Origin of the sequence: Amnibacterium kyonggiense (assembly GCF_004364555.1) — a bacterium.
GTDB lineage: Bacteria > Actinomycetota > Actinomycetes > Actinomycetales > Microbacteriaceae > Amnibacterium > Amnibacterium kyonggiense.
The window spans coordinates 559,576-578,963 of sequence record NZ_SOAM01000002.1; the positions used below are offsets into that span (position 1 = coordinate 559,576).

The window sequence follows — 19,388 nt, forward strand, 5'->3', positions numbered from 1 at the left end:
GCCGACAGTCGCTCACACGGCGCTCACACCCCGCTCACACGCCCCGTGGGCGCGCTCGACCGGCGTCCAGTCCCGCCGACGCTCCTCCCCAGGTCCTGATCCGACCGCTGTCGGTGGCCGCGCCTACGGTGCTCGGATGTTCCTCTCCGGCGGCGTCGCGGTGCTGTCGGCCACCGATCTCACGAACGCGACCGTCTGCGAGTGGTCCGTGCTCCGTCGCCTCGACGCGCGGCTCGGCCGCGTCGAGGCCGTGCCGGATCCGGTCGACGCCCTCCGAGACCGGGCCGCGCGGCTCGGCGACGCGCACGAGGAGCGCCAGCTCGCTGCCTACCGCGCGCAGCACGGCGACGCGGTCGTCGAGATCGAGCGCCCGGCGGACTCCCGCGACGTCGATGCCCTGCGGGCGGCGCAGGACCGCACGCTCGAGGCGATCCGCGGCGGCGCGGCGGTCGTGTTCCAGGCGACGCTGTTCGACGCGTCGAGCACCGCAGGACATCGCGGCGCCTTCCTCGGGTACGCCGACTTCCTCGTCCGCGAGGGCGACCGCTGGGAGGTCTACGACACCAAGCTCGCGCGGCGGGCGAAGGTGACCGCGCTCATGCAGCTCGCCGCCTACGCGGACCGGTTGCAGGCGCTCGGCGTCCCGGTCGGCGACCGCGTGCACCTGCTGCTCGGCGACGGCACCACCTCGACCCATCGCCTCGACGACGTCGCCCCGGTGTACGAGGAGCGGATGGCCCGCCTGCGGATGCTCGTCGACGAGCGGATCGCGGCGGCCGAGCCGATCGCCTGGGGCGCGGAGGGCGTCACGGCGTGCGGACGCTGCGCCGAGTGCGCCGCGCAGGTCGACGCGACGCGGGACGTCCTGCTCGTCGGTCGGCTCACCGTCCGCCAGCGCGACCGGCTGCGGACGGTCGGGATCGTGACCATCGACGGGCTCGCGGCGAGCGACGGGCCGGTGGAGGGCATCGGCGCGGGGCCGCTCCAGCGCCTCCGGCTCCAGGCCCGCCTGCAGCTCGGCGCCGAGCGGGGCGGCCCGATGCGCGCCGAGGTCATCGACGCCGAGGGGCTCGCGGCGCTGCCCGCGCCCGACCCGGGTGACGTGTTCTTCGACTTCGAGGGCGACCCGCTGTGGTCGGACGACGGGCGCACGTGGGGGCTCGAGTACCTGTTCGGCGTCGTCGAGCTCGACGGCGACCGCGAGGTGTTCCGGCCGTTCTGGGCGCACGACCGGGAGCAGGAGAAGCGGGCGCTCGTCGACTTCCTCCGGTACGTCCGAGAGCGACGACGGGCGCATCCCGGCATGCACGTCTACCACTACGCCGACTACGAGCGGAGCCACCTCCAGCAGCTCTGCGCCCGCCACGGGGTCGGCGAGGCGGAGCTCGACGAGCTGCTCCGCGAGCACGTGCTCGTCGACCTCTACCCGGTCGTGCTCCGCTCCGTCCGGATCTCGGAGCGCTCGTACTCGCTGAAGAAGCTGGAGCCGCTCTACATGGGCGCCCGGCTCCGCGAGAGCGACGTGACGACGGGCGCCGACTCCGTCGACGCGTACGTGACGTACACGCGGCTCGTCGAGACGGGCCGCACCGAGGAGGCGACCGCGCAGCTCGCCGAGATCGCGGACTACAACGAGTACGACTGCGCCTCCACCCGCGGGCTGCGGGACTGGCTGCTCGGCCTCGCGGACGAGCGGGGCGTGAGCCGCCGCCCGGTGCCGCCCGACGACCCGGAGACCGACGCCGCGATCGCCCGGCGGGAGGACGAGGTGCGCGACGCACTGCTCGCCCGCATCGCCGACGTCCCGCGGAGGGAGCGCACGCCGGCGCAGACCGCGATCGCGCTCGCGGCCGCCGCGATCGAGTACCACCGCCGCGAGGACAAGTCCTTCTGGTGGGAGCACTTCGACCGCGAGATCGCACCCGTCGACGACTGGGCGGACCAGAAGGACGTCCTCGTCGCGGACGAGGTCGCGGTCGTCGAGGGATGGCACCGCGAGCCGCGGCAGCGCGCGGACCGACGGGTGCTGCGCCTGACCGGGCAGCTCGCGGCCGGAAGCGGGCTGCGCCGAGGGCTCCGCACGTACCTCATGTACGACGGTCCGGGCCCGGCGGGCTGCGACCCGGTCCCGCTCGGGCAGCGCGGCGAGAACGAGCTCGGCGAGGTCGTCGAGGTGGAGGCCCTCCCCGACGGGCGCACGGCCGTGACGGTCGAGGAGCGGACGGGGTCCCGCGACGGCACGGCGTGCGAGCCCTGGCCCGACCTGCCGATGGCCCTCACGCCGGGCAAGCCGCTCGCGACACCGACGCAGCGGTCCGCGATCCTCGAGTGGGGCGAGCGCCTCGCGCTCGAGCCGACGCGCCGCGACGCCGTCCTCGACCTGCTCCGCCGCGAGCCGCCGGTGCTCCGGCCCGGCGCGGTCCTCGCGGCGCCCGAGCGCCCCACGGCCGCGACCGTCGTCGACGACCTGCTGCGGCTCGACGGCTCCTACCTCGCCGTGCAGGGCCCGCCCGGCACGGGGAAGACGCGGCTCGGGGCGGAGGTGATCGCGACGCTGCTCCGCGACCACCACTGGCGGGTCGGCGTGGTCGCCCAGTCCCACGCGGTCGTCGAGAACCTGCTCGACCGGGTCGTGGCCGCGGGCGCCGACCCGGAGCTCGTGAAGAAGCGGCTGAGCTCGGCCGGGACGGTCGGCGACTGGACCCGCTTCCAGCCGGAGACGACGGCGGGCGTGCTCCTGTTCGTCATGCAGCGCCGCACGAGCGGCGCCGTCGTCGGCGGGACGGCGTGGACGTTCAGCAACGCCCGGCAGGTGCCGCGCCGCGAGCTGGACCTGCTCGTCATCGACGAGGCGGGGCAGTTCTCCATCGCGAACACGGTCGCGGTCGGCGTCGCGGCGCGGAACCTGCTGCTGCTCGGCGACCCGCAGCAGCTGCCGCAGGTGAGCCAGGGCCTCCATCCGGAGCCGGTGGACGCGTCCGCGCTCGGCTGGCTGTCCGCCGGGCACGACGTGCTGCCGCCCGAGTTCGGCGTGTTCCTGCCGGAGACCTGGCGGATGCACCCGGATCTCACCGCCGCGGTGTCGGACCTGTCGTACGAGGGCCGGCTGCGCGCCCGGCTGCCGGAGACGACGGACCGGTCGCTGACCGGCACCGCCCCCGGGCTGCACCCCGTGCCGATCGACCACCCGGGCGACACCGTCGAGTCGCCGGCGGAGGCCGAAGCGGTGCTCCGCCTCGTCCGCGAGCACCTCGGCCGCGCGTGGACGGACCCGTCGCGCGGTCGGGTCGCCGACCCGCTCGGTCAGGACGACGTGATCGTCGTCGCGCCGTTCAACGCGCAGGTGGCGCTGCTGCGCGCGGCGCTCGACGCGGCATCGCTGCCGCGGGTCCGCGTCGGCACCGTCGACCGCTTCCAGGGGCAGGAGGCCGTCGTCGCGATCGTCTCCCTGACCGCGTCGTCACCCGCCGACGTGCCGCGCGGGATCGGGTTCGTGCTCTCCCGCAACCGGCTCGACGTCGCGATCTCGCGCGCGCAGTGGGCCGCCTACCTCGTGCACTCCCCCGCTCTCGCCGAGGCGGTGCCGCACGATGCGCAGGGCGTCGCGGAGCTGAGCGGGTTCCTCCGGCTGACGCGCTGAGGTCAGTGGTCGCAGGCGTCCGTGCAGACGAGGAGGAAGCGGGCGGGACCGGCGTCCGATGCGCGCGCCGCGTGCGGCACGCCGGTGTCGATCACCTTGGAGCCGCCCGCCCGGACGAGCTCGTCCGGGCGACCGAGCGCGGACGCGACGACCTCGCCCTCGACGACGACGAGCAGCTCCTCGCCGCGGTGCGAGCCGAAGCCGCCGTCGCCCTCGCCGGCACGGAGGTCGAACAGGTAGGTCTGGGTCGGGTTGCCCGGTCCCCCGCCGATGACCTGAGCGGTCGTCGAGTCCGGACCGTCGAGGACGGGCAGGTGCACGTCGACGCGGGGACGGTCCAGCGGCGACGGGAGGAGCTCCCCCGGCGCGACGTCGAGCCCCGCGGCCACGCGGTAGAGGAGCCCGATGGTCGGGAGGCGGAGGCCGCCCTCGATGGCGTGCACGACGGCCGGAGCCACGCCCACGCGGAGCGCGAGGTCGGTCACGGTGCTCCCGTGCGCCTCGCGGAGCTCGCCGACGCGCGCACCGATGCGCGCAGCGGTGATGTCGCCCTCGGTCACGGGGCGCGTAGCCGCAAGTCGTCTCGTCATGACGAAATGGAATCGTATTCGAGCGAATACATGCAGTCCCCACTAGGTGGTCTGCAAGAAGTGCACGACGAGGACGGATTCGTGCAGCGATCGGCCTTCGCACTGCCGCCCCGGTTTTCCCGGGCAGACAGGGGCACAGCATCCCGCAGCCGTGCGGATCGCGATTCGAAATCGCATTCTGCGCACGGATCATCCCATCGTCGTTCGGTCGCGGTGCCGCATGCGGATCTGCCCCTGAATCCCGGGACAGGTGGGGTGGGATTCCCGGCGGCCGATCGACCAGTGCGCGCACGGCGGACTCCGGCAGCTGGCGTGCCGACCGACGGGGCGGCCACCGGTTCGGCATGATCTCCGGGTGCGGCGGCGACTCCGGATCCAGGTGATCCTCCTGGGCGCGATCGCCGTGCTCGCGGGCGTCGTCGGGGTGCAGCTCGCGATCGCAGCCCCGGAAGCCGCTCGGCCGCGCCCGACGCCGACGGCGATCGACTGGGACGCCGTCCGTCCGGGCGCCGACGCGTCGTGGCCCTCCTGCACCCCGCCGCACGGCGCCACCCGCACCATGCCGCTCGCCGACCGGCCCGCCTTCGTCGTGGTCGGCGTCAACGACGGCCTCCCCGGGACGACGAGCGCCTGCATCGAGCGGGAGCTCGCCTGGGCCGACGCGACCACGGGCGGCTCCTCGCAGCCGCGCCTCGCCTACTACGTCATGGCAGCCGACCCGTGGACGGCGCCGGAGCGGAAGTGGGTCCCGCACCCGTTCTGGCCCGCCTCGAACGCCGTCGGCGGCGTCGCGGTCGCGGTCCCCGCCGCGTTCGCGTCCGACGCCCACGGCACCACCTGCGTCGGCGGCCACGCTGAGCGGGCCTGCGCGTACGTGTACGGCTGGGCGATGGCGCAGCACGCGGCGTCGATCCCCGGCCTCCGCTCCCCCGCCCGGCACCGGTTCTGGGTCGACGTCGAGGCCGAGCGCACGTGGAGCGACGACCAGCGGTTCAACCAGGCGGTCGTGGAGGGCATGGTGGCCGCGTTCACGACGCCCGTCGACCGTGGCGGTGTCGGCACGACCACCGGCGTCTACTCCGACCACGGGGAGTGGTCGAGGATCATCGGCCGACTGCGGAACGGCAGTCCGCTCGACGGACTCGACGAGTGGATCGCGATCGGCCGCACGACGAAGGCGAAGGCCGTGGACGCGCTGCTGCACGACTGGCCCCTCACCGCGAACGGGCGGATCCGGATGGTGCAGTGGCTGGACGGCCGGATCGACCGCGACATCGCGCTCCCGGCGGGAGCCGAGGCCGCGACGCCGTAGCCGCCGCGGCGCCCGCGGATCAGTCCGCGACGACCAGCCGCTCCCGCAGGAACGCGACGACGCGCTCCCGGGCGGCGAGCGCCGGGTGGCCCTCCCGCTCCCGGACCTCGCCGGTCAGCACGGAGTGCGCGGTCCGCGAGAACCCGCCCGGGTTGCCGGGCGACGAGTCGAGCTCGACGACCTCGAAGGCGGCGCCGAGCCGGCGTCGCAGCCCGTCGAACCGCTGCCGGGGTACCGACCGGTCCTCGCTGAACCGGAGCCCCATCGCGCAGACCTCGCCGCGCGCCGCCCGGCCGGTGACGGCGTCGAGCTCGGCCGTCGACAGCGGCACCGCCGCTGCTCGCCGGCGGCCGACCGGGAACGGGGTCGCCGGCTGGCTCAGCACGGCGGCGAGCACCGAGCCGTCGACGGCCGCGGCGAGGGCGAACCCGCCCGTGAAGCACATGCCGATCACCCCGACGCCCGGACCGGGCGTGCGGTCCGCGAGGTCCGCGGCCAGCGCGCGGAGCCAGTCGCTGAAGGGGCGCCGCGCATCGGTCGCGAACGCCCGGAACTCGCTCGCGACGCAGAGCCGCGGCAGCACCCGGAGGATCGCGCCGACCGTCGCGGGGGCGCCCGGCTCGCCGAACGGCGAGGGGACGGCGACCTCGAACCCGGCGTCGACGAGGTGCTCGGCGAGGCCCAGCACCTCCGGCGTCATCCCCGGCACCTCGGGGATCAGCACCACGCCGGGTCCGCTCCCCCGCCGGTGCACGTCGTGGGTGATGCCGTCGGCGGTGAACGGCGCGGCCGTCCATCCCGCGAGCGTGCCGACCGGTGCGCGATCCGTCATGCCCGCAGTCTGCCCGGCCGTACGGTGGTCCCGTGCCCGCCGAGTTCCTCGTCCGCGCCCTGCTGTTCGACATGGACGGGACGCTCATCGACTCGACGCCGGCGGTCGACCGCTCCTGGGCGACCTGGGAGCAGCGCTGGAACGTCCGGCTCGGCGTGCGCGCCTCGGCGCTCGGGATGCCCGCGCGCGACATCGTCGCGGCGCGCGTCGCACCGGAGGACGCGGAGGCCGCGTTCCTCGACATCGAGCGGCTCGAGGTCGCGGACACCGACGGCATCGTCGTGCTGCCGGGCGTCCGGGAGCTGCTCGCGGCGATCCCCGAGGGGCGCTGGGCGGTCGCGACCTCCTGCAGCGCACCGCTCGCCGCGGCCCGGCTCGCCGCCGCGGGCATCGAGCCGCCGGTGCTCGTCACCGCCTCCGACACGGCGCTCGGCAAGCCGAACCCCGACCCCTACCTCGCCGCCGCCGAGCGGCTCGGCGTGCCGCCGGAGCAGTGCCTCGTGATCGAGGACGCGGTGGCCGGCGTCGCGGCGGGCAGGTCGGCGGGCGCCCGGACGCTCGGCGTGCTGGGCTCGGTCCCCGCGGATCTGCTCGGCGCCGACGCGGTCGCGGCCGACCTCGCCGGCGTGCGGGTCGAGGCGGACGGGAACCTGATCCGCGTCGTCGTCGATCAGGTCGTCGAGGATCCCGACCGGAAGATGTCGCGCACCTGACTCAGGAGCTCGACGAGGCGGGCCTCCTCGCCGGGCGGGATGGTGTCGAGCAGCGCGTCGAGGTCGGCACGCACACCGCCGACGATGTCCTCCAGCCGCTGCGACGCGCTGTCCGTGAGCGCCAGCCGCCGCACGCGGGCGTCGGAGGGGTGCGGGACCCGGTGCACGAGCCCGGCGCCGGTGAGGCGGTGCACGATCTCCGTCGCGCTGCCCGAGCTGACGCCGAACCGCGCGGCGATGTCGCCGACGCGGGCGCTGCCACCGCGGCGCTGCACCCGGTCGAGGTACTGCAGCACGGCGAAGTCGGTGTTGTTCACCCCGAGCGTGAGCCGGACGTGCTGGTCGAGGGCCTTCTCGGCGTCCTCGACCGCGTCGACCGCCGAGACGAGCGCGTGCGCCGATCCGCTCGCGATCTCGTGCGGCGTCCGCTCGTCGTGCATGCGCGCTCCCTGGCGCCCCCGGTCCGTCGCAGCCGAGGCGGCCTGACGGAACGATGGACCGATCACGCAGACCGTACTCCTTGCGCGCTGCGGATGCACCGCGCGCACCCCGGATCACCGTGCACGCAGGGCCGCGTCGCGCGTGCACGCACCGGCGATCACTCGAAGCGGGGGTCGCCGCCGCAGCCGCTCGTCCGAGAAGCTGAGAACGACATGAGAGCGACGAGCAGGGAGCCGCGCCGGTGACCGCGACCGGGACGACGGGGCGGCCGAAGGTCTGGGACCTCGCCGACGCGTCCGTCGAGCGCTCCGTCCGGCGTCGCGGCACGGACCCGGGCGGGCCCGTCGCGGCGGCGCTCGGCGTCGTCGCGTTCGCGGCCGCCGCGGCACCCGGCGTCGCCGATCCCACGCGGTGGAGCGTCGTCGCCGCGGCCGGCTCGATCGCCGTCCTCGTCGGCTTCTCGGCGATGCGCCGGCGACAGGCGGTGCTGTCGCTCCTGCTCGCGCTCGCCGGGCTCGTGCTCCCCGTGGTCGCCGGCGTGGTGACGATCGCCGACGCGGTCCGCGCACCGGCGGCGGTGCACAGCACGGTCGCCGCTCACGAGCTGCGGGACCCGCCCGGCGGCCTGCAGCCCTCCGCGGCCTTCGCGTCGCTGTCCGGCCGGCAGCAGTCCGACGCGTCCGCCTTCGCGACGACCCTGGTGGAGCGGATCCGGACCCTGCACGGCTCGTTCGGCCCCTACCCGACGTCACTCTCGCTCTCGCACGGGTCCGTCGTCGAGGGGTCGGGCCGTCTCGGCGGGATGTCGCTCGGCGTCGTCCCGGCGGAGGCGCGACTCCTCTACACGGTGTCCCGGTCCGGGGACGCCTTCCGTGTGACCGTCGTCTCCCGCAGCGACGAGGACGCGACGGTCACGGCGACTAGCTCGCTCGTCACCGCCCTGCCCTGACCCGACCGCAGCGGAGGCGGTTCAGCCGTACGGCTGCCAGGACCGCCACGCGGCCCTGACCTCGGGCCGCGGGTCCTCCTCCAGCCGGTCCTCGCGGTCGAACACGAGCGTCCTCCGCCGCTCGCCGTCGAACGGCGGCCACCACGCCGGCGGCGCACCGGCCCGGGCGAACGCGAGCCAGGCGCCCGACATCCGCCCGGTGAGCGCGCGGGCCTCGCGGTCCCAGCCGAGCAGCGTCGCGAGGCGCCGCGTCGGTCCGCCGGGCCGGGCCATCACGTGGTCGAGCTCCGAGCCGTGGGCCGCGCCGAGCCCGATCGCCCGCATCGCGGGCGGTGCGAAGTCGAAGCGGTACATCCACACCGGTGCGACCGTCGCGTGGCCGGCGGCGACCTCGACGGCCGGCGCCCAGAACATCAGGTCCGTGACGAAGCGCTCGAGGTCCTTGCCGCGCCGCGCGCGGCCGTACTCGGCCAGCACGAGCGCCTTCGCATCCGGAGCGGTCGCGTCGAAGAGCCGGTCCATGCGGACCGGGGTCGCCCGCAGGCCGCGCATCCGCTGGAACAGCGTGCCCTCGTCGGCGTTCGTGCCGATCACGAGCGGCAGCGGCAGGCCCTCCCCGCGGCGGAGTACCTCGTGGGGGTAGCCGGGGACGAGGTCGCCGTCGACCACGGGCCCGAGCACGCGGGCGGCCGGCTGCCGGTCCGAGACCGCGAGGTCGAGCCGGGTGGTCGCCGCGACGAGCTCCTGCGCGTCGGCGGTCCGCAGCGCCGCGGCGCCGCCGGGCAGGTCCTCGACGAGCTCCGCGGCCCACCCCTGCGACCGGGCGCTGCCGTGGACGGCGGCGATGGTCGGGCTCTCCGCGATCGCCCGCGCGAACAGCCCCGTTGCGGCGGGGATCGACAGGAGGGTGAGCACGCTCGTCGCCCCGGCGGACTCCCCGAAGAGCGTCACGTCGTCGGGGTCGCCTCCGAACGCGGCGATGTTGTCGCGGACCCAGGCGAGCGCGGCGAGCTGGTCGCGCAGGCCGACGTTCGTCTCGACCGGTTCCTCGGGCGTCCCGTAGGCGGACAGGTCGAGCCAGCCGAGCGCGCTCACGCGGTAGTTGAAGCCGACGAACACCACGTCGCCCGCCGCGGCGAGCGTCTCACCGCGGTACTGCCCGGCGATCGCACCACCGATGCCGAACGCGCCGCCGTAGATGAAGACCATGACGGGCTTCCGCTCCGCGCCGCCGGTGCGGCGGGCCACGGTCAGGGTCAGGCAGTCCTCGGACATCGGCGTCCGCAGCCCGGCGCCGGTGAGGGTCGACGTGCGGGGCTGGGGCGGCAGCGGACCGTCCGTCGTCGCGTCGCGCACGCCCTCCCACGGCTCGGGCGGCTGCGGCGCGCGGAAGCGGAGCGGCCCGACGGGCGGCGCCGCGTACGGCACGCCCCGCCAGACGGTGAGGCCCGCCTCGCGCCGGCCGCGGACCCGCCCGGCAGTGGTGCGCACGACGGTGCTGACGGCTCCCCCACCCATGCCAGCAGGTCTAGACCCCCCGGACTGGGGAGATGCCGGAGGGGGACAGACCGGGCAGTCTGTCCTCACCCCCAGAACCACCGTTCCCCACCCCGGGAACGTCTCCCACCCAAGGAGATCGTCCGCATGGACACCACCACGCTTCCCGCCGGCTGGTACACCGACGCCGCCGACCCCGCCTTCCTGCGCTACTGGACCGGCACCGCCTGGTCCTCGCACCGCAAGTCGCGCCCGGGCCTGCCGACCTCGTATCAGCAGGAGCAGTCCCGCCGCCGCTTCGCGCGCTCCCGCCGCATCGGCTGACGCAGCACCTCGGCCGGCGGGCCGGGCCCCCGACCCTCCCGCCGACCGAGCCCTCCGCGCCCGCTCATCCGCGACATGCCGCGGCCGGTCCGCCGCACCCCCCGGACGGGGGACGAACCTGCTGCCGTGCGACTCGCGAAGCCCCTCCTCGTCGCCGCGCTCGTGGCCGCGGCCCTGCCACTGACCGGGTGTGCGCCCGCCGCGGCGCCGCCCGGCCGGGTCGTCATCCGCGTCGAGCCGTCCGCGAGACCCGAGGCCTACGAGGTGCACCTCGCCCAGGCCGACGCGGGCTTCCGCTCGACCTTCCGCCTCCGCTCCGGGCAGACGCGAAGCGTCACCGTGCCGAAGGGCTGGATCACCGTCCGCGTGGCCGGCCTGTGCGTCCTCCCGGCGCCCACGACCGGCACCACCACGGTCGAGGTGCGGCCGAACGACTGCCGGGTGGTCTGAGCCCGCTCAGCCGAGACCGGCGAGCAGCGCCGCGTCGGACTCGGCGGGCGCGGTCGGCACGACCACGACCGGGCGGTACTGCCGGTGCGCGAGGCGGAGGGCCACGGAGCCCGTGAACGCGTGGCGCAGCGCCCCACGGAACCCGCCCGGCCGCGCGCCCACGACGATCATCAGGGCGTCCTCCTGCTCGGCCACCTCCATCAGCGCGTCCGCGGCGAGGCCGACCAGCTCGCGCATCGACCACGGCACGCCGCTCGGGGCGAGGACGGTCCGGATCTCCTCGAGCCGGTCCTCGCTGAACATGGGGCCCACGGAGGCCAGGTCGGGATCGATCGGCGCGGTGAGCAAGGAGCCGTCGGGCAGCTCCTGGTACGCGTACCGGGTCGCGTCCGCGGCGACGCAGACCAGCTCCGCGTCGAACGCCCGCGCGTAGTCCGCCGCCACCTGCACCACCCACAGGGGCTGGTCCGGAAGGATCCCGACCACGATCGTGCGGCGGGATGCGGTGCTGTCGTCGCTCAACAGAGACCTCCTCGTCCTCCTCGGATCCTGGACCTCCCGCCCTGCCGGAACCTGGGACCGCGGCGCGCCTTGCCAGGGTCGCCGCAGCACCCCATGCCAATCTGACCCTGAGGATCGGCGCCGCCCCGGCCGTGATCGCGCGGAGCGCGCGCTGACCGAACCCCCTGTGCACCCCGCCCGTCAGGTCCGCGTGAAGGAGACGCCGCCCCGTGTCCGTCGAGTTGGTCGTGCTGCTGGCCCTCGCGGTCGCGGCCGTCACCGGGATCGTCGCCGGGGTGGTCGCCCTCTTGCGCCGGGCCGCCGAGCGCGCGTCCCGGCTCGAGGCGGACCCGACGACGCCTCGGGTGGCGGCGGAGGTCCACGCCGGCGAGGAGCAGGTGCTGATCCACCTCGCGCGGGCGCTCGAGCTCCCCTCCGACCGCGACGACGTCGCCTACGGCCAGATCTACATCGTGGGCTCGGCGGGGATGACGCTGAAGCTCGCGTCCCGATCGGAGATCGGTCGGGGCCTCGACGCGGAGGTTCGGGTGCAGCGCACGCGCCGCGCCTCCCTCGCCGAGTACTACGTGCTCCGGCTCCCGGGCGACGAATCGCTGCACGACGACATCGTGGACCTCGACGGCCGCATCGCCGCTGCGCTCCACACGCTCGACCCCGAGGCCCACGTGCGGCGGGCGGGCCGCGCCGCGGTCGGCTGACCCGTCAGGACTCGCGGGAGAAGAGCGCGCGCCGCACCGCGCGGCGCAGGTCCACCTCGTGCCCGACGAGCTGCGCGAGGTCGGCGAGCGTCGCCGTCTCCTCGATGCCGAACTCGCGGGGCAGCGCGTCGCAGACGGCGAGCACGCCGATGCGCGCGCCGGTCGCGTCGAGGATCGGCTGCACGGCCATCGACCGCACCGGGGCGAGCTGCACCGCGCCCGCAGTCCGCGCGTCGTCGCGGACGTCCGCGACCGACCACCCGTCGCTGCGGTCCACGACGAGCGCCTTCGTCGCGAGCGCGACGAGTTCCCCGCGGTGCGCCTCCGGCACGAACGCGGACGCCTCCTCCCGCGGATCGCCGAGCACGACGAACGCGGCCGGCGTCCGCAGCAGCCGCGCGGCGATGCCCGTGATCCGCGCGAACTCGCGGTCGGGCGGCACGTCCGCGATGACGGGCGCGGGTGCCGCCGCCGGCGCCGCGGGGGCGGGCTGCTCCGTCGCCACGTCGCTCGAGATCTGCTCGGCGAGCGAGCGCTCGAACTGCGAGCGCGCCTCCTCGAGCTGCAGCCGCTCCGACGGCGACCGCCGGGTCATGCCGACGAGCACGGCGGCGAGGCGGGGCGGGATCGAGTCGGGGATCTCCGGATCCCGGCTCAGCCGCGCGAACGCGGACTCGATCACGGTGCCGGGGAAGGAGACGCGACCCGTCGCCGCCTGGAGGAGCACGAGGCCGAGCGAGTAGACGTCGGAGGCGCTCGCGAGTACGCCGCCCTCCACCTGCTCCGGGCTCAGGTACGCCGCGGTGCCGACCGTGAACTCGCCGTCGTCCGCCGGGCTGCCGAGCACGGTGGCGATGCCGAAGTCGGAGAGCTTGCCCCGCAGCCGGCGATCGCTCCACCGGCCGGAGAGCAGGACGTTCGCCGGCTTGATGTCGCGGTGCAGCCAGCCGCGCTCGTGCACGTAGAGGAGGGCGTCGCAGAGGTCGAGCCCGAGGTAGGCGACCTGCATCGGGGTGAGCGCCCCGCTCCGGAGCGCCTGCCCGAGGTCCGGGCCGTCGACCCGCTCCATCACGAGGTAGATGTGCGGCTGGTCCGGGTCCGTGTCGTCCACCCCGGCGTCGAACAGCGTGACGAGCGCGTGGTGGCTGAGCCCGGCGAGCATCTGCGCCTCGTGCTGCTGCTCCCGCAGCACCCGCGCGGAGTCGGTCGGGGCGGTGAAGACCTTGATCGCGACGGGGCGGTTCAGCAGCGTGTCGTGGGCGGCGTAGACGACGGCGGTGCCGCCCCTGCCGATGACGTGCTCGACGCGATAGCGCTCCGGGAGGACGACGCGCGCACCTCCGCGCTCGGGGATCGGCGAGCTCATCGGGCGGGCGGCTCCGACGGTCGCGTCACGGGGTCGAGCGTACCGGTCGGCTCGCTCCCTCCGAATGCCGCAGCTGGTCGATCCAGATGCTCTCGGGATGCACGTCGTCCGCCGCGAGCACGTCCGCCGCGGTGCGGATCCGGGCCACGCGGAGCAGCAGCAGCCCGAAGAGCACCTTCGCGACGATGTCCGCGCCCGACATGAGCAGGTGCTCGGTGACGGTCAGCGCGCCCGAGCTCGCGACGCCCTGCAGTCCGTAGGCGATCGGGTAGACGAACCACACGACGAGGAGCACGACCATCGCCGAGACCATCGGCCCGCGTGCCGCCGCCGGCAGCACGGGCAGGGACTTCAGCACCACGCCGATGACGACCGCGTAGACGATCACGAAGCAGACCGACGAGGCGATCCCGAGGCCGAGCAGCGCGCCGAAGTCGGCCCCGTTCCCGACGACGACCGCGCCGAGGAAGCCGAGCGTCACCATCGCCACCGCCGCGGCCCCGCCGAGCACCTTGGCGCGCATCGCCGCCCGGCCCACGACCGCGGACACGGCGACCACCTCGACGACGAGCAGGGGGACGCTCACCGTCCAGTCCATGTACCGCGCGGTCCACGTGCCCATCGCCGTGCCCGTCGGCACCCACAGATCGCCGGATCGGCGGTAGCCGCTGTGCATCTCGAACGCGAGGAGGAGGTAGGACAGGAAGGCGACCGTGCAGACCGCGACGCTCGCGTGGACGGCGGGGCGGTAGCGGTCCCCGACCTCACGGCGCGCGGACCACATCCGGGTGAGCATCGCGGCGAGGCAGAACGCTGCGACGGCGATGCCGTACTCGATGAGGGCGTGCTCGCCGTCGGTCAGGGACACCGTCCAGGGCGGGACGACATCCGTGTTACGCACGTTACAAGCGTCCCACGGAATCCGAGCGGAATTCCCGAGAGTCGGGTGCGGCAGGATCGGGACGTGGGATCCCCGTGGCGCATGCCGGCCGAGACCGAGCCGCACGAGCGGCTCTGGATGGCCTTCCCCCGGCCGAACGAGACGTTCGGGCCGGGTCAGCCGGAGGAGGAGTCGGCGGCGTGGGCCGCCGTCGCGAACGCCGCCGTCGCGTTCGAGCCCCTCACGATGCTCGTCGACCCCGTCGCGCTGCCGACGGCCCGCCGACTGCTCGACCCGGCCGTCGAGCTGGTCGAGCAGGAGCTCGACGACGCGTGGCTCCGCGACTCCGGACCGACGTTCGTCACCGACGGCGAGGGGCGGCTCGGCGCGGTCGACTGGTCCTTCAACGGGTGGGGCGACCACCCGTGGTCCGCGTGGGCGAAGGACCGCCTCGTCGGCGCCGCCGTGGGCGCGGCCGCCGGGGCGGCCGTGCTGCCCTCCCTGCTCGTGAACGAGGGCGGCGGCATCCACGTCGACGGCGAGGGCACGGTGCTCCTGACCGAGACGGTGCAGCTCGACCCGCGTCGCAACCCCTACGCGGACCGCGCCCGCGTGGAGGCGGAGCTCGCCCGGACCATCGGCGCCACGACCGCCGTGTGGCTGCCGCGCGGCCTCACCCGCGACTACGAGCGCTACGGGACGAGCGGCCACGTCGACATCTGCGCGACCATCCCGTCGCCGGGCCGCGTGCTGCTCCACGACCAGCGCGACCCCGGGCATCCGGACCATGCCGTCACGGCGCTCCTGCGGCGGACGCTCGAGGAGGCGGTCGACGCGGCCGGGCGCTCCTTCGAGATCGTTCATCTTCCGGCGCCCGAGACCCTCCGCGACGCCGAGGGCTTCGTCGACTGGTCCTACGTCAACCACGTCGTCGTGAACGGCGGGGTGATCGCCTGCGGCTTCGGCGAGCCCCGCGCCGATGCGGCGGCCCGGGAGGCGCTGGCCGAGGCGTACCCCGGCCGACGCGTCGTCACGATCGACGCCCGGGCGATCTTCGCGTGCGGCGGCGGCATCCACTGCATCACCCAGCAGCAGCCCGCCACGCCGACGAGCAGCGGAATCGTTGCCTCCCGGGGCTGACGTCCACGTTCGGGTCGGGGAGAATGGTGCGGTGCCCGCCCAGCCCCGCTCCCGCCGTCGTGGCTGAGCGCGAGCCCGGTCCGGGCGACGTCCTCGCCGGGCGCTACGAGCTCCTCGCGGAGCTCGGTCGCGGCGGCATGGCGACGGTCTTCAGCGGGATGGACCTCCGGCTGCAGCGCCGCGTCGCGATCAAGGTGTTCCGCGGCGGCTTCGCGGAGGCGGTCGACCCGCAGCGCACGACGCAGGAGATGCGGCTGCTCGCCGCGGTGAACCACCCCTCGGTCGTCGCGGTGCTGGACGCCTCGAACGGCGACGGGGTGTTCGGCGCCTTCCTCGTGATGGAGCTCGTCGTCGGCGACGACCTCGGCGCGCTCCTCCACCGGGCCCGCGGTCCCCTCGCCGCGGACTTCGCCCGACGCATCGTCGCCGACGTCGCGAGCGCCCTCGCCGCGCTCCACGAGCGGGGCGTCGTGCACCGCGACGTGAAGCCGGCCAACATCCTCGTCCCCCGCGCGGCCTCCTCCGGCGCCAGCGGTGTGGCCGCGAAGCTCACCGACTTCGGCATCGCCCAGCTCGTCGACGGCGCGCGGCTCACCGCGCCCGACTCGATCCTCGGCACGGCCGCCTACCTCAGCCCGGAGCAGGTGAAGGGCGCCCCGCCGCGCCCCGCGAGCGACGTGTACTCGCTCGGCCTCGTGCTGCTCGAGGCGCTGACCGGGAAGCGCGCGTTCCCCGGTCCCGCGGCGGAGGCCGCGATGGCGCGCCTGCAGCGCCCGCCCGCTCTGCCGGAGGACGCCTCCCCCGCCCTCGCCGACCTGCTCTCGCGGATGACGGCGCTCGACCCCGCGCACCGTCCGCCGGCCGCCGACGTCGCGGCCGCGCTGCGCGAGCTGCTCGTCGGCCGCGTCACGGCCCCCGACGCGACGCAGACCGCACCCACGCCCGTCGCGGGCATGGCGGCGTTCGCCGCGCCGCGCGCGTCGGATGCGACGCAGCTGCACGAGCCGCTGTTCACGCCGAGCCGCGGGATGCCGATCAGCGGCCCGGTCGCGGTCGCGCGCCCGGCGCGGCGGCGCTTCCCCGCGGTGCTCGCGGTCGCGGCCGCCGCCCTCGCCGCCGCGGTCACCGGTGTCGCGATCTCGGCGGCGTCGAACGTCAGCACCACGAACACCGCCGAGCAGCAGCGGTCGACGGCCTCCAGCGCGCCGAAGGACGCCGGTGCGCGGGCGCAGCAGCAGGTCGCCGCGGGCGCGGACGAGGACGCCGGCGTCGTCAAGGCCGTCCCGAAGCCGGTCTCCAAGCCGACGACCCCGAAGCCGAGCCCGAGCGCGACCACCCCGACGCCGACGCCGACGGGCGGCGCGACGTCCACGACGCCGGTCGAGCCGAGCGGGACACCGACCTCGTCGACGCCGTCCTCGCCGCCGCCGACGGAGGTCGCGCCGGTGCCGAGCGACACCCCGACGACCGGCGAGGGCGCGAGCAGCGACCCGACGCCGCCGGACGGCCAGCCGATCGTGCAGCTGCCGCTCGCCGACGGCGCCGAGAACTAGAGCCGACCGACTCCCCCGCAGCCCTGCCGCCTGGCCCCGTCGGCCGAGGGTCAGCCGGTGCCGTCGCTCGTCTGGATCGCGACCGACGAGCCCGCCGGGAGCTGGCTCCCGGCCGCCGGGTCGGTGCCCGCGACCGTGCCGGCCGGCTGCGAGGACGCGGTCGTACCGTTCAAGGTCCACTTGTAGCCGGCGGCGACGAGCGCCGCCTCGGCCGCCTCCGGGGACTGGCCCGCGACGTCCGGGACGGTGCCGGTCTGCGTGGCCTGGTCGGGCTGCTGCTGGACCGCACCGCCGGAGAGGTACTGCGGCTCCGGCGCCGTCCACGAGGTCGCGCCGCCGTAGTCCTTGTTCACCGCGGTCTGGATGTCCTTCCAGACGCAGTGCCGGGCGTCCGACGCGAGGCCCTGGCCGCTCGAGTAGCAGGGCGTCGTCCCCGGGAACACCACCTTCCGGAGGTTCTGCCTGGCGCCGTTCACCGAGCCGTTGTTGCCGATCCAGACCGAGGTGGCCGCCTTGGAGGTCGTGCCCGTCATCCAGGTGTCGTACGCGCTGTCCGTCGTGCCGGTCTTGCCGAACTCGTAGAGCCCGTCCGGCGTGTTGTCGCCGCCGGCGGTGCCGCCCTGGAAGACGCCGCGCAGGGCGTACACCGCGGCGTTCGCGACGGCCGGGTCGACGACCTGCTTGCAGGTGCTCCCCGGGACGGCCAGCTCCGATCCGTCGGTCTTCACGACCTTCTCGATCGCGATCGGGGAGCAGTACTTCCCCTCGTTCGCGATGCCGGCGTACGCGGCCGCGATCGATACCGGGGAGACCGTGTACGCGCCGCCGATGACGAACGACGCGTACTGCGTCGGGTCGCTGTTGCCAACGATCGGCGTGACGCCGAAGTCGTCCGCGATGCCCTTGATGTCGCAGAGATCGAGCTGCTGCGCCATGTGGACGAACGTGCCGTTGATCGACTTCGCCGTGCCGGTCAGGACCGACTGGTACCCGCCCTCGTCGGACGTGTCGTTGCCGTAGGTGTACGGGATGCCCGCGTAGGGCTTCCCGCAGGCGGTGAAGTCGCTGACGGTCCCGGGGTTCGAGTCGACCACGGTGTTCAGCGTGTGCCCGGTCTTCAGCCAGTCGAGCAGCGTGAACACCTTGAAGGTGGAGCCGGGCTGCCACCCGCCGCTCTGGCCGAGCGCGTAGTTCGCGGTGTAGTTCACCGCCGAGCTCGTGCCGCCCTTCGTGTAGCTGAAGTCCTTGTTCGTGACCATCGTGAGGATCCGGCCGGTGCCGACCTCGACGGTGACCGCGGCGCCGCCGATGTTGTACGACGTCGTCTTCTTCGGCACGTAGGCCGTCATCGCCTTCTTCGCGGCGCGCTCGGCCTTCAGGTCGAGGGTCGTGTAGATCTTCCAGCCCGAGCGCTGCAGGTTCGCCTCGCGCTCGTTCTTCGTCTTGCCGAACGCCGAGTCGTTGAGGACGGTCCGGTACACGTAGTCGCAGAAGAACCCGGCGACGCCGGCGGCCTCGCAGCCGGTCTGCGTCGTGGTGATCTTCGTCGCGATCGGCGTCGCGACGGCCTCGTCGTACTGCGCCTTCGTGATCATCCTGTTCTTCAGCTCGACGCCGAGGATGTAGTCGCGGCGCTCCTTGTTCCGCGCCCAGTTGTCCTTCACGTCGAGCCGCAGGTACTGCGGGTTGTTCACGATCGCGATGAGGCTCGCGGCCTGCGCCACGGTCAGCTTCTCGGCGGTGGAGTCGAAGTAGTACTCGGCCGCCGACTCGATGCCGTAGACGCGGCCGCCGAAGCCGGCGATGTTGAGGTACCCGAGCAGGATCTGATCCTTCGAGTACTTCTTCTCGAGCGCGATCGCGTACCGCGCCTCCTTCAGCTTGCGTCCGACGGAGGCGTCGGTGCACACGTCGTAGGCCGCCGTGACCTGCTTCTGCGTCGGCTGGTTCTCGGCCTCCTGCACGCAGACGTTCTTCACGTACTGCTGCGTGATCGTCGAGGCGCCCTGCAGGTCCGAGCCGGCGAGGTTGCCGACGGCCGCGCGGACGATGCCGAGCGGGTCGATGCCGCCGTGATCGTAGTAGCGGACGTCCTCCCCCGCGACGGCCGCGTTCTTCGCGACCTGGGAGATCTCGTCCCACTTCACGACCTGGCGGTTCTGTGCGAAGAAGGACGCGATGAGGACGTCCTTGTCGCCGTCCTTCGCGTAGATCTCCGTCTTCTGGTCGAGCGCGGAGATCTTCAGGTCGCTCGGCAGCTCCTCGAACGCGCTGATGCCGCTCTTCGCCGTCGTGCCCGTGAGGGCGATCGCGGGCGTCACCGCGACCGCGACCATGACCCCCGCGACGACGGCGATGGCGAGCATGCCGAAGAAGGCGGAGACGGCCGATCCGGTGCGGGGGCGGGAGGGCATCCGAGGATCGTACGGAGGCACGGCGCTCCCGGTGGTCGTGACAGGCGGTCTGGGTCGATCCGATGGG

General features: G+C 74.5%; 17 protein-coding genes. 9 read left to right on the forward strand and 8 right to left on the reverse strand.

The window, feature by feature from the left end:
* Positions 1-136: 136 nt before the first annotated feature.
* On the forward strand, positions 137-3,640 hold the full coding sequence (locus CLV52_RS11050) for a TM0106 family RecB-like putative nuclease (RefSeq protein ID WP_133766389.1): 3,504 nt from the start codon (positions 137-139) through the stop codon (positions 3,638-3,640).
* 2 nt (positions 3,641-3,642) lie between these two features.
* Here CLV52_RS11050 and CLV52_RS11055 read toward each other — a convergent pair whose 3' ends face one another.
* Entirely contained in the window at positions 3,643-4,230 is a 588-nt protein-coding gene (locus CLV52_RS11055; RefSeq protein WP_133766390.1) for a helix-turn-helix domain-containing protein, read from the reverse strand.
* A 355-nt stretch (positions 4,231-4,585) separates the two neighbouring features.
* Between CLV52_RS11055 and CLV52_RS11060 the strand changes: the two genes are divergently transcribed.
* Complete coding sequence (locus tag CLV52_RS11060) at positions 4,586-5,542, forward strand: glycoside hydrolase family 25 domain-containing protein (RefSeq protein WP_133766391.1); 957 nt, start codon at positions 4,586-4,588, stop codon at positions 5,540-5,542.
* 19 nt (positions 5,543-5,561) lie between these two features.
* Here the strand turns inward: CLV52_RS11060 and CLV52_RS11065 are convergent, their stop codons facing one another.
* Positions 5,562-6,374: a dienelactone hydrolase family protein gene (locus tag CLV52_RS11065; RefSeq protein WP_133766392.1), complete on the reverse strand. Its 813-nt coding sequence runs from the start codon at positions 6,372-6,374 to the stop codon at positions 5,562-5,564.
* A 32-nt stretch (positions 6,375-6,406) separates the two neighbouring features.
* Between CLV52_RS11065 and CLV52_RS11070 the strand changes: the two genes are divergently transcribed.
* A complete protein-coding gene (locus tag CLV52_RS11070; protein ID WP_246018083.1) occupies positions 6,407-7,087 on the forward strand; it encodes an HAD family hydrolase in 681 nt (226 codons plus the stop codon).
* On the opposite strand, the gene CLV52_RS11075 is transcribed toward CLV52_RS11070, so the two are convergent.
* Positions 7,045-7,527: a MarR family winged helix-turn-helix transcriptional regulator gene (locus CLV52_RS11075; protein ID WP_133766393.1), complete on the reverse strand. Its 483-nt coding sequence runs from the start codon at positions 7,525-7,527 to the stop codon at positions 7,045-7,047. The two genes, CLV52_RS11070 and CLV52_RS11075, sit on opposite strands and share 43 nt — an antisense overlap.
* Positions 7,528-7,769: 242 nt before the next feature.
* On the opposite strand from CLV52_RS11075, the gene CLV52_RS11080 reads away from it, so the two are divergent.
* A complete protein-coding gene (locus tag CLV52_RS11080; protein WP_133766394.1) occupies positions 7,770-8,477 on the forward strand; it encodes a hypothetical protein in 708 nt (235 codons plus the stop codon).
* A gap of 21 nt (positions 8,478-8,498) precedes the next feature.
* Here the strand turns inward: CLV52_RS11080 and CLV52_RS11085 are convergent, their stop codons facing one another.
* Entirely contained in the window at positions 8,499-9,995 is a 1,497-nt protein-coding gene (locus tag CLV52_RS11085; protein WP_133766395.1) for a carboxylesterase/lipase family protein, read from the reverse strand.
* A 126-nt stretch (positions 9,996-10,121) separates the two neighbouring features.
* On the opposite strand from CLV52_RS11085, the gene CLV52_RS11090 reads away from it, so the two are divergent.
* Together CLV52_RS11090 and CLV52_RS11095 are read left to right on the forward strand one after the other, a co-directional pair.
* Positions 10,122-10,298, forward strand: coding sequence for a DUF2510 domain-containing protein (locus CLV52_RS11090; protein WP_133766396.1), 177 nt, complete (start codon positions 10,122-10,124; stop codon positions 10,296-10,298).
* A 126-nt stretch (positions 10,299-10,424) separates the two neighbouring features.
* Positions 10,425-10,748, forward strand: a complete 324-nt coding sequence (locus CLV52_RS11095) for a hypothetical protein (protein WP_133766397.1) — start codon at positions 10,425-10,427, stop codon at positions 10,746-10,748.
* 6 nt (positions 10,749-10,754) lie between these two features.
* On the opposite strand, the gene CLV52_RS11100 is transcribed toward CLV52_RS11095, so the two are convergent.
* Positions 10,755-11,270, reverse strand: a complete 516-nt coding sequence (locus tag CLV52_RS11100) for a universal stress protein (RefSeq protein ID WP_162850822.1) — start codon at positions 11,268-11,270, stop codon at positions 10,755-10,757.
* A 209-nt stretch (positions 11,271-11,479) separates the two neighbouring features.
* Here CLV52_RS11100 and CLV52_RS11105 point away from each other — a divergent pair, with 209 nt between their 5' ends.
* Complete coding sequence (locus CLV52_RS11105) at positions 11,480-11,968, forward strand: hypothetical protein (protein WP_133766399.1); 489 nt, start codon at positions 11,480-11,482, stop codon at positions 11,966-11,968.
* A 4-nt stretch (positions 11,969-11,972) separates the two neighbouring features.
* On the opposite strand, the gene CLV52_RS11110 is transcribed toward CLV52_RS11105, so the two are convergent.
* Both CLV52_RS11110 and CLV52_RS11115 read right to left on the reverse strand, forming a co-directional pair.
* The gene (locus tag CLV52_RS11110) at positions 11,973-13,334 is read right to left on the reverse strand and encodes a serine/threonine-protein kinase (protein ID WP_133766400.1); all 1,362 of its coding nucleotides are present in this window, start codon (positions 13,332-13,334) and stop codon (positions 11,973-11,975) included.
* Between the two features lie 25 nt (positions 13,335-13,359).
* Positions 13,360-14,235: a bacteriorhodopsin gene (locus CLV52_RS11115; protein WP_133766401.1), complete on the reverse strand. Its 876-nt coding sequence runs from the start codon at positions 14,233-14,235 to the stop codon at positions 13,360-13,362.
* Positions 14,236-14,316: 81 nt separating this feature from the next.
* On the opposite strand from CLV52_RS11115, the gene CLV52_RS11120 reads away from it, so the two are divergent.
* Both CLV52_RS11120 and CLV52_RS11125 read left to right on the forward strand, forming a co-directional pair.
* On the forward strand, positions 14,317-15,354 hold the full coding sequence (locus CLV52_RS11120) for an agmatine deiminase family protein (RefSeq protein ID WP_133766798.1): 1,038 nt from the start codon (positions 14,317-14,319) through the stop codon (positions 15,352-15,354).
* A gap of 59 nt (positions 15,355-15,413) precedes the next feature.
* Positions 15,414-16,907: a serine/threonine-protein kinase gene (locus CLV52_RS11125; RefSeq protein WP_162850823.1), complete on the forward strand. Its 1,494-nt coding sequence runs from the start codon at positions 15,414-15,416 to the stop codon at positions 16,905-16,907.
* A 50-nt stretch (positions 16,908-16,957) separates the two neighbouring features.
* Here CLV52_RS11125 and CLV52_RS11130 read toward each other — a convergent pair whose 3' ends face one another.
* Positions 16,958-19,321 carry a penicillin-binding protein gene (locus CLV52_RS11130; protein ID WP_133766403.1) on the reverse strand — a complete coding sequence of 788 codons (2,364 nt, stop codon included), beginning with the start codon at positions 19,319-19,321 and terminating at the stop codon, positions 16,958-16,960.
* Between the last annotated feature and the right edge of the window lie 67 nt (positions 19,322-19,388).

Bases quoted from the DNA above. Each gene is read 5' to 3' on its own strand.
- CLV52_RS11130 (WP_133766403.1), bottom strand. From the start codon at position 19,321: ATGCCCTCCCGCCCCCGCACCGGATCGGCCGTCTCCGCCTTCTTCGGC.
- CLV52_RS11090 (WP_133766396.1), top strand. From the start codon at position 10,122: ATGGACACCACCACGCTTCCCGCCGGCTGGTACACCGACGCCGCCGAC.
- CLV52_RS11050 (WP_133766389.1), top strand. From the start codon at position 137: ATGTTCCTCTCCGGCGGCGTCGCGGTGCTGTCGGCCACCGATCTCACG.
- CLV52_RS11075 (WP_133766393.1), bottom strand. From the start codon at position 7,527: ATGCACGACGAGCGGACGCCGCACGAGATCGCGAGCGGATCGGCGCAC.
- CLV52_RS11110 (WP_133766400.1), bottom strand. From the start codon at position 13,334: ATGAGCTCGCCGATCCCCGAGCGCGGAGGTGCGCGCGTCGTCCTCCCG.
- CLV52_RS11085 (WP_133766395.1), bottom strand. From the start codon at position 9,995: ATGGGTGGGGGAGCCGTCAGCACCGTCGTGCGCACCACTGCCGGGCGG.
- CLV52_RS11065 (WP_133766392.1), bottom strand. From the start codon at position 6,374: ATGACGGATCGCGCACCGGTCGGCACGCTCGCGGGATGGACGGCCGCG.
- CLV52_RS11055 (WP_133766390.1), bottom strand. From the start codon at position 4,230: ATGACGAGACGACTTGCGGCTACGCGCCCCGTGACCGAGGGCGACATC.
- CLV52_RS11120 (WP_133766798.1), top strand. From the start codon at position 14,317: ATGCCGGCCGAGACCGAGCCGCACGAGCGGCTCTGGATGGCCTTCCCC.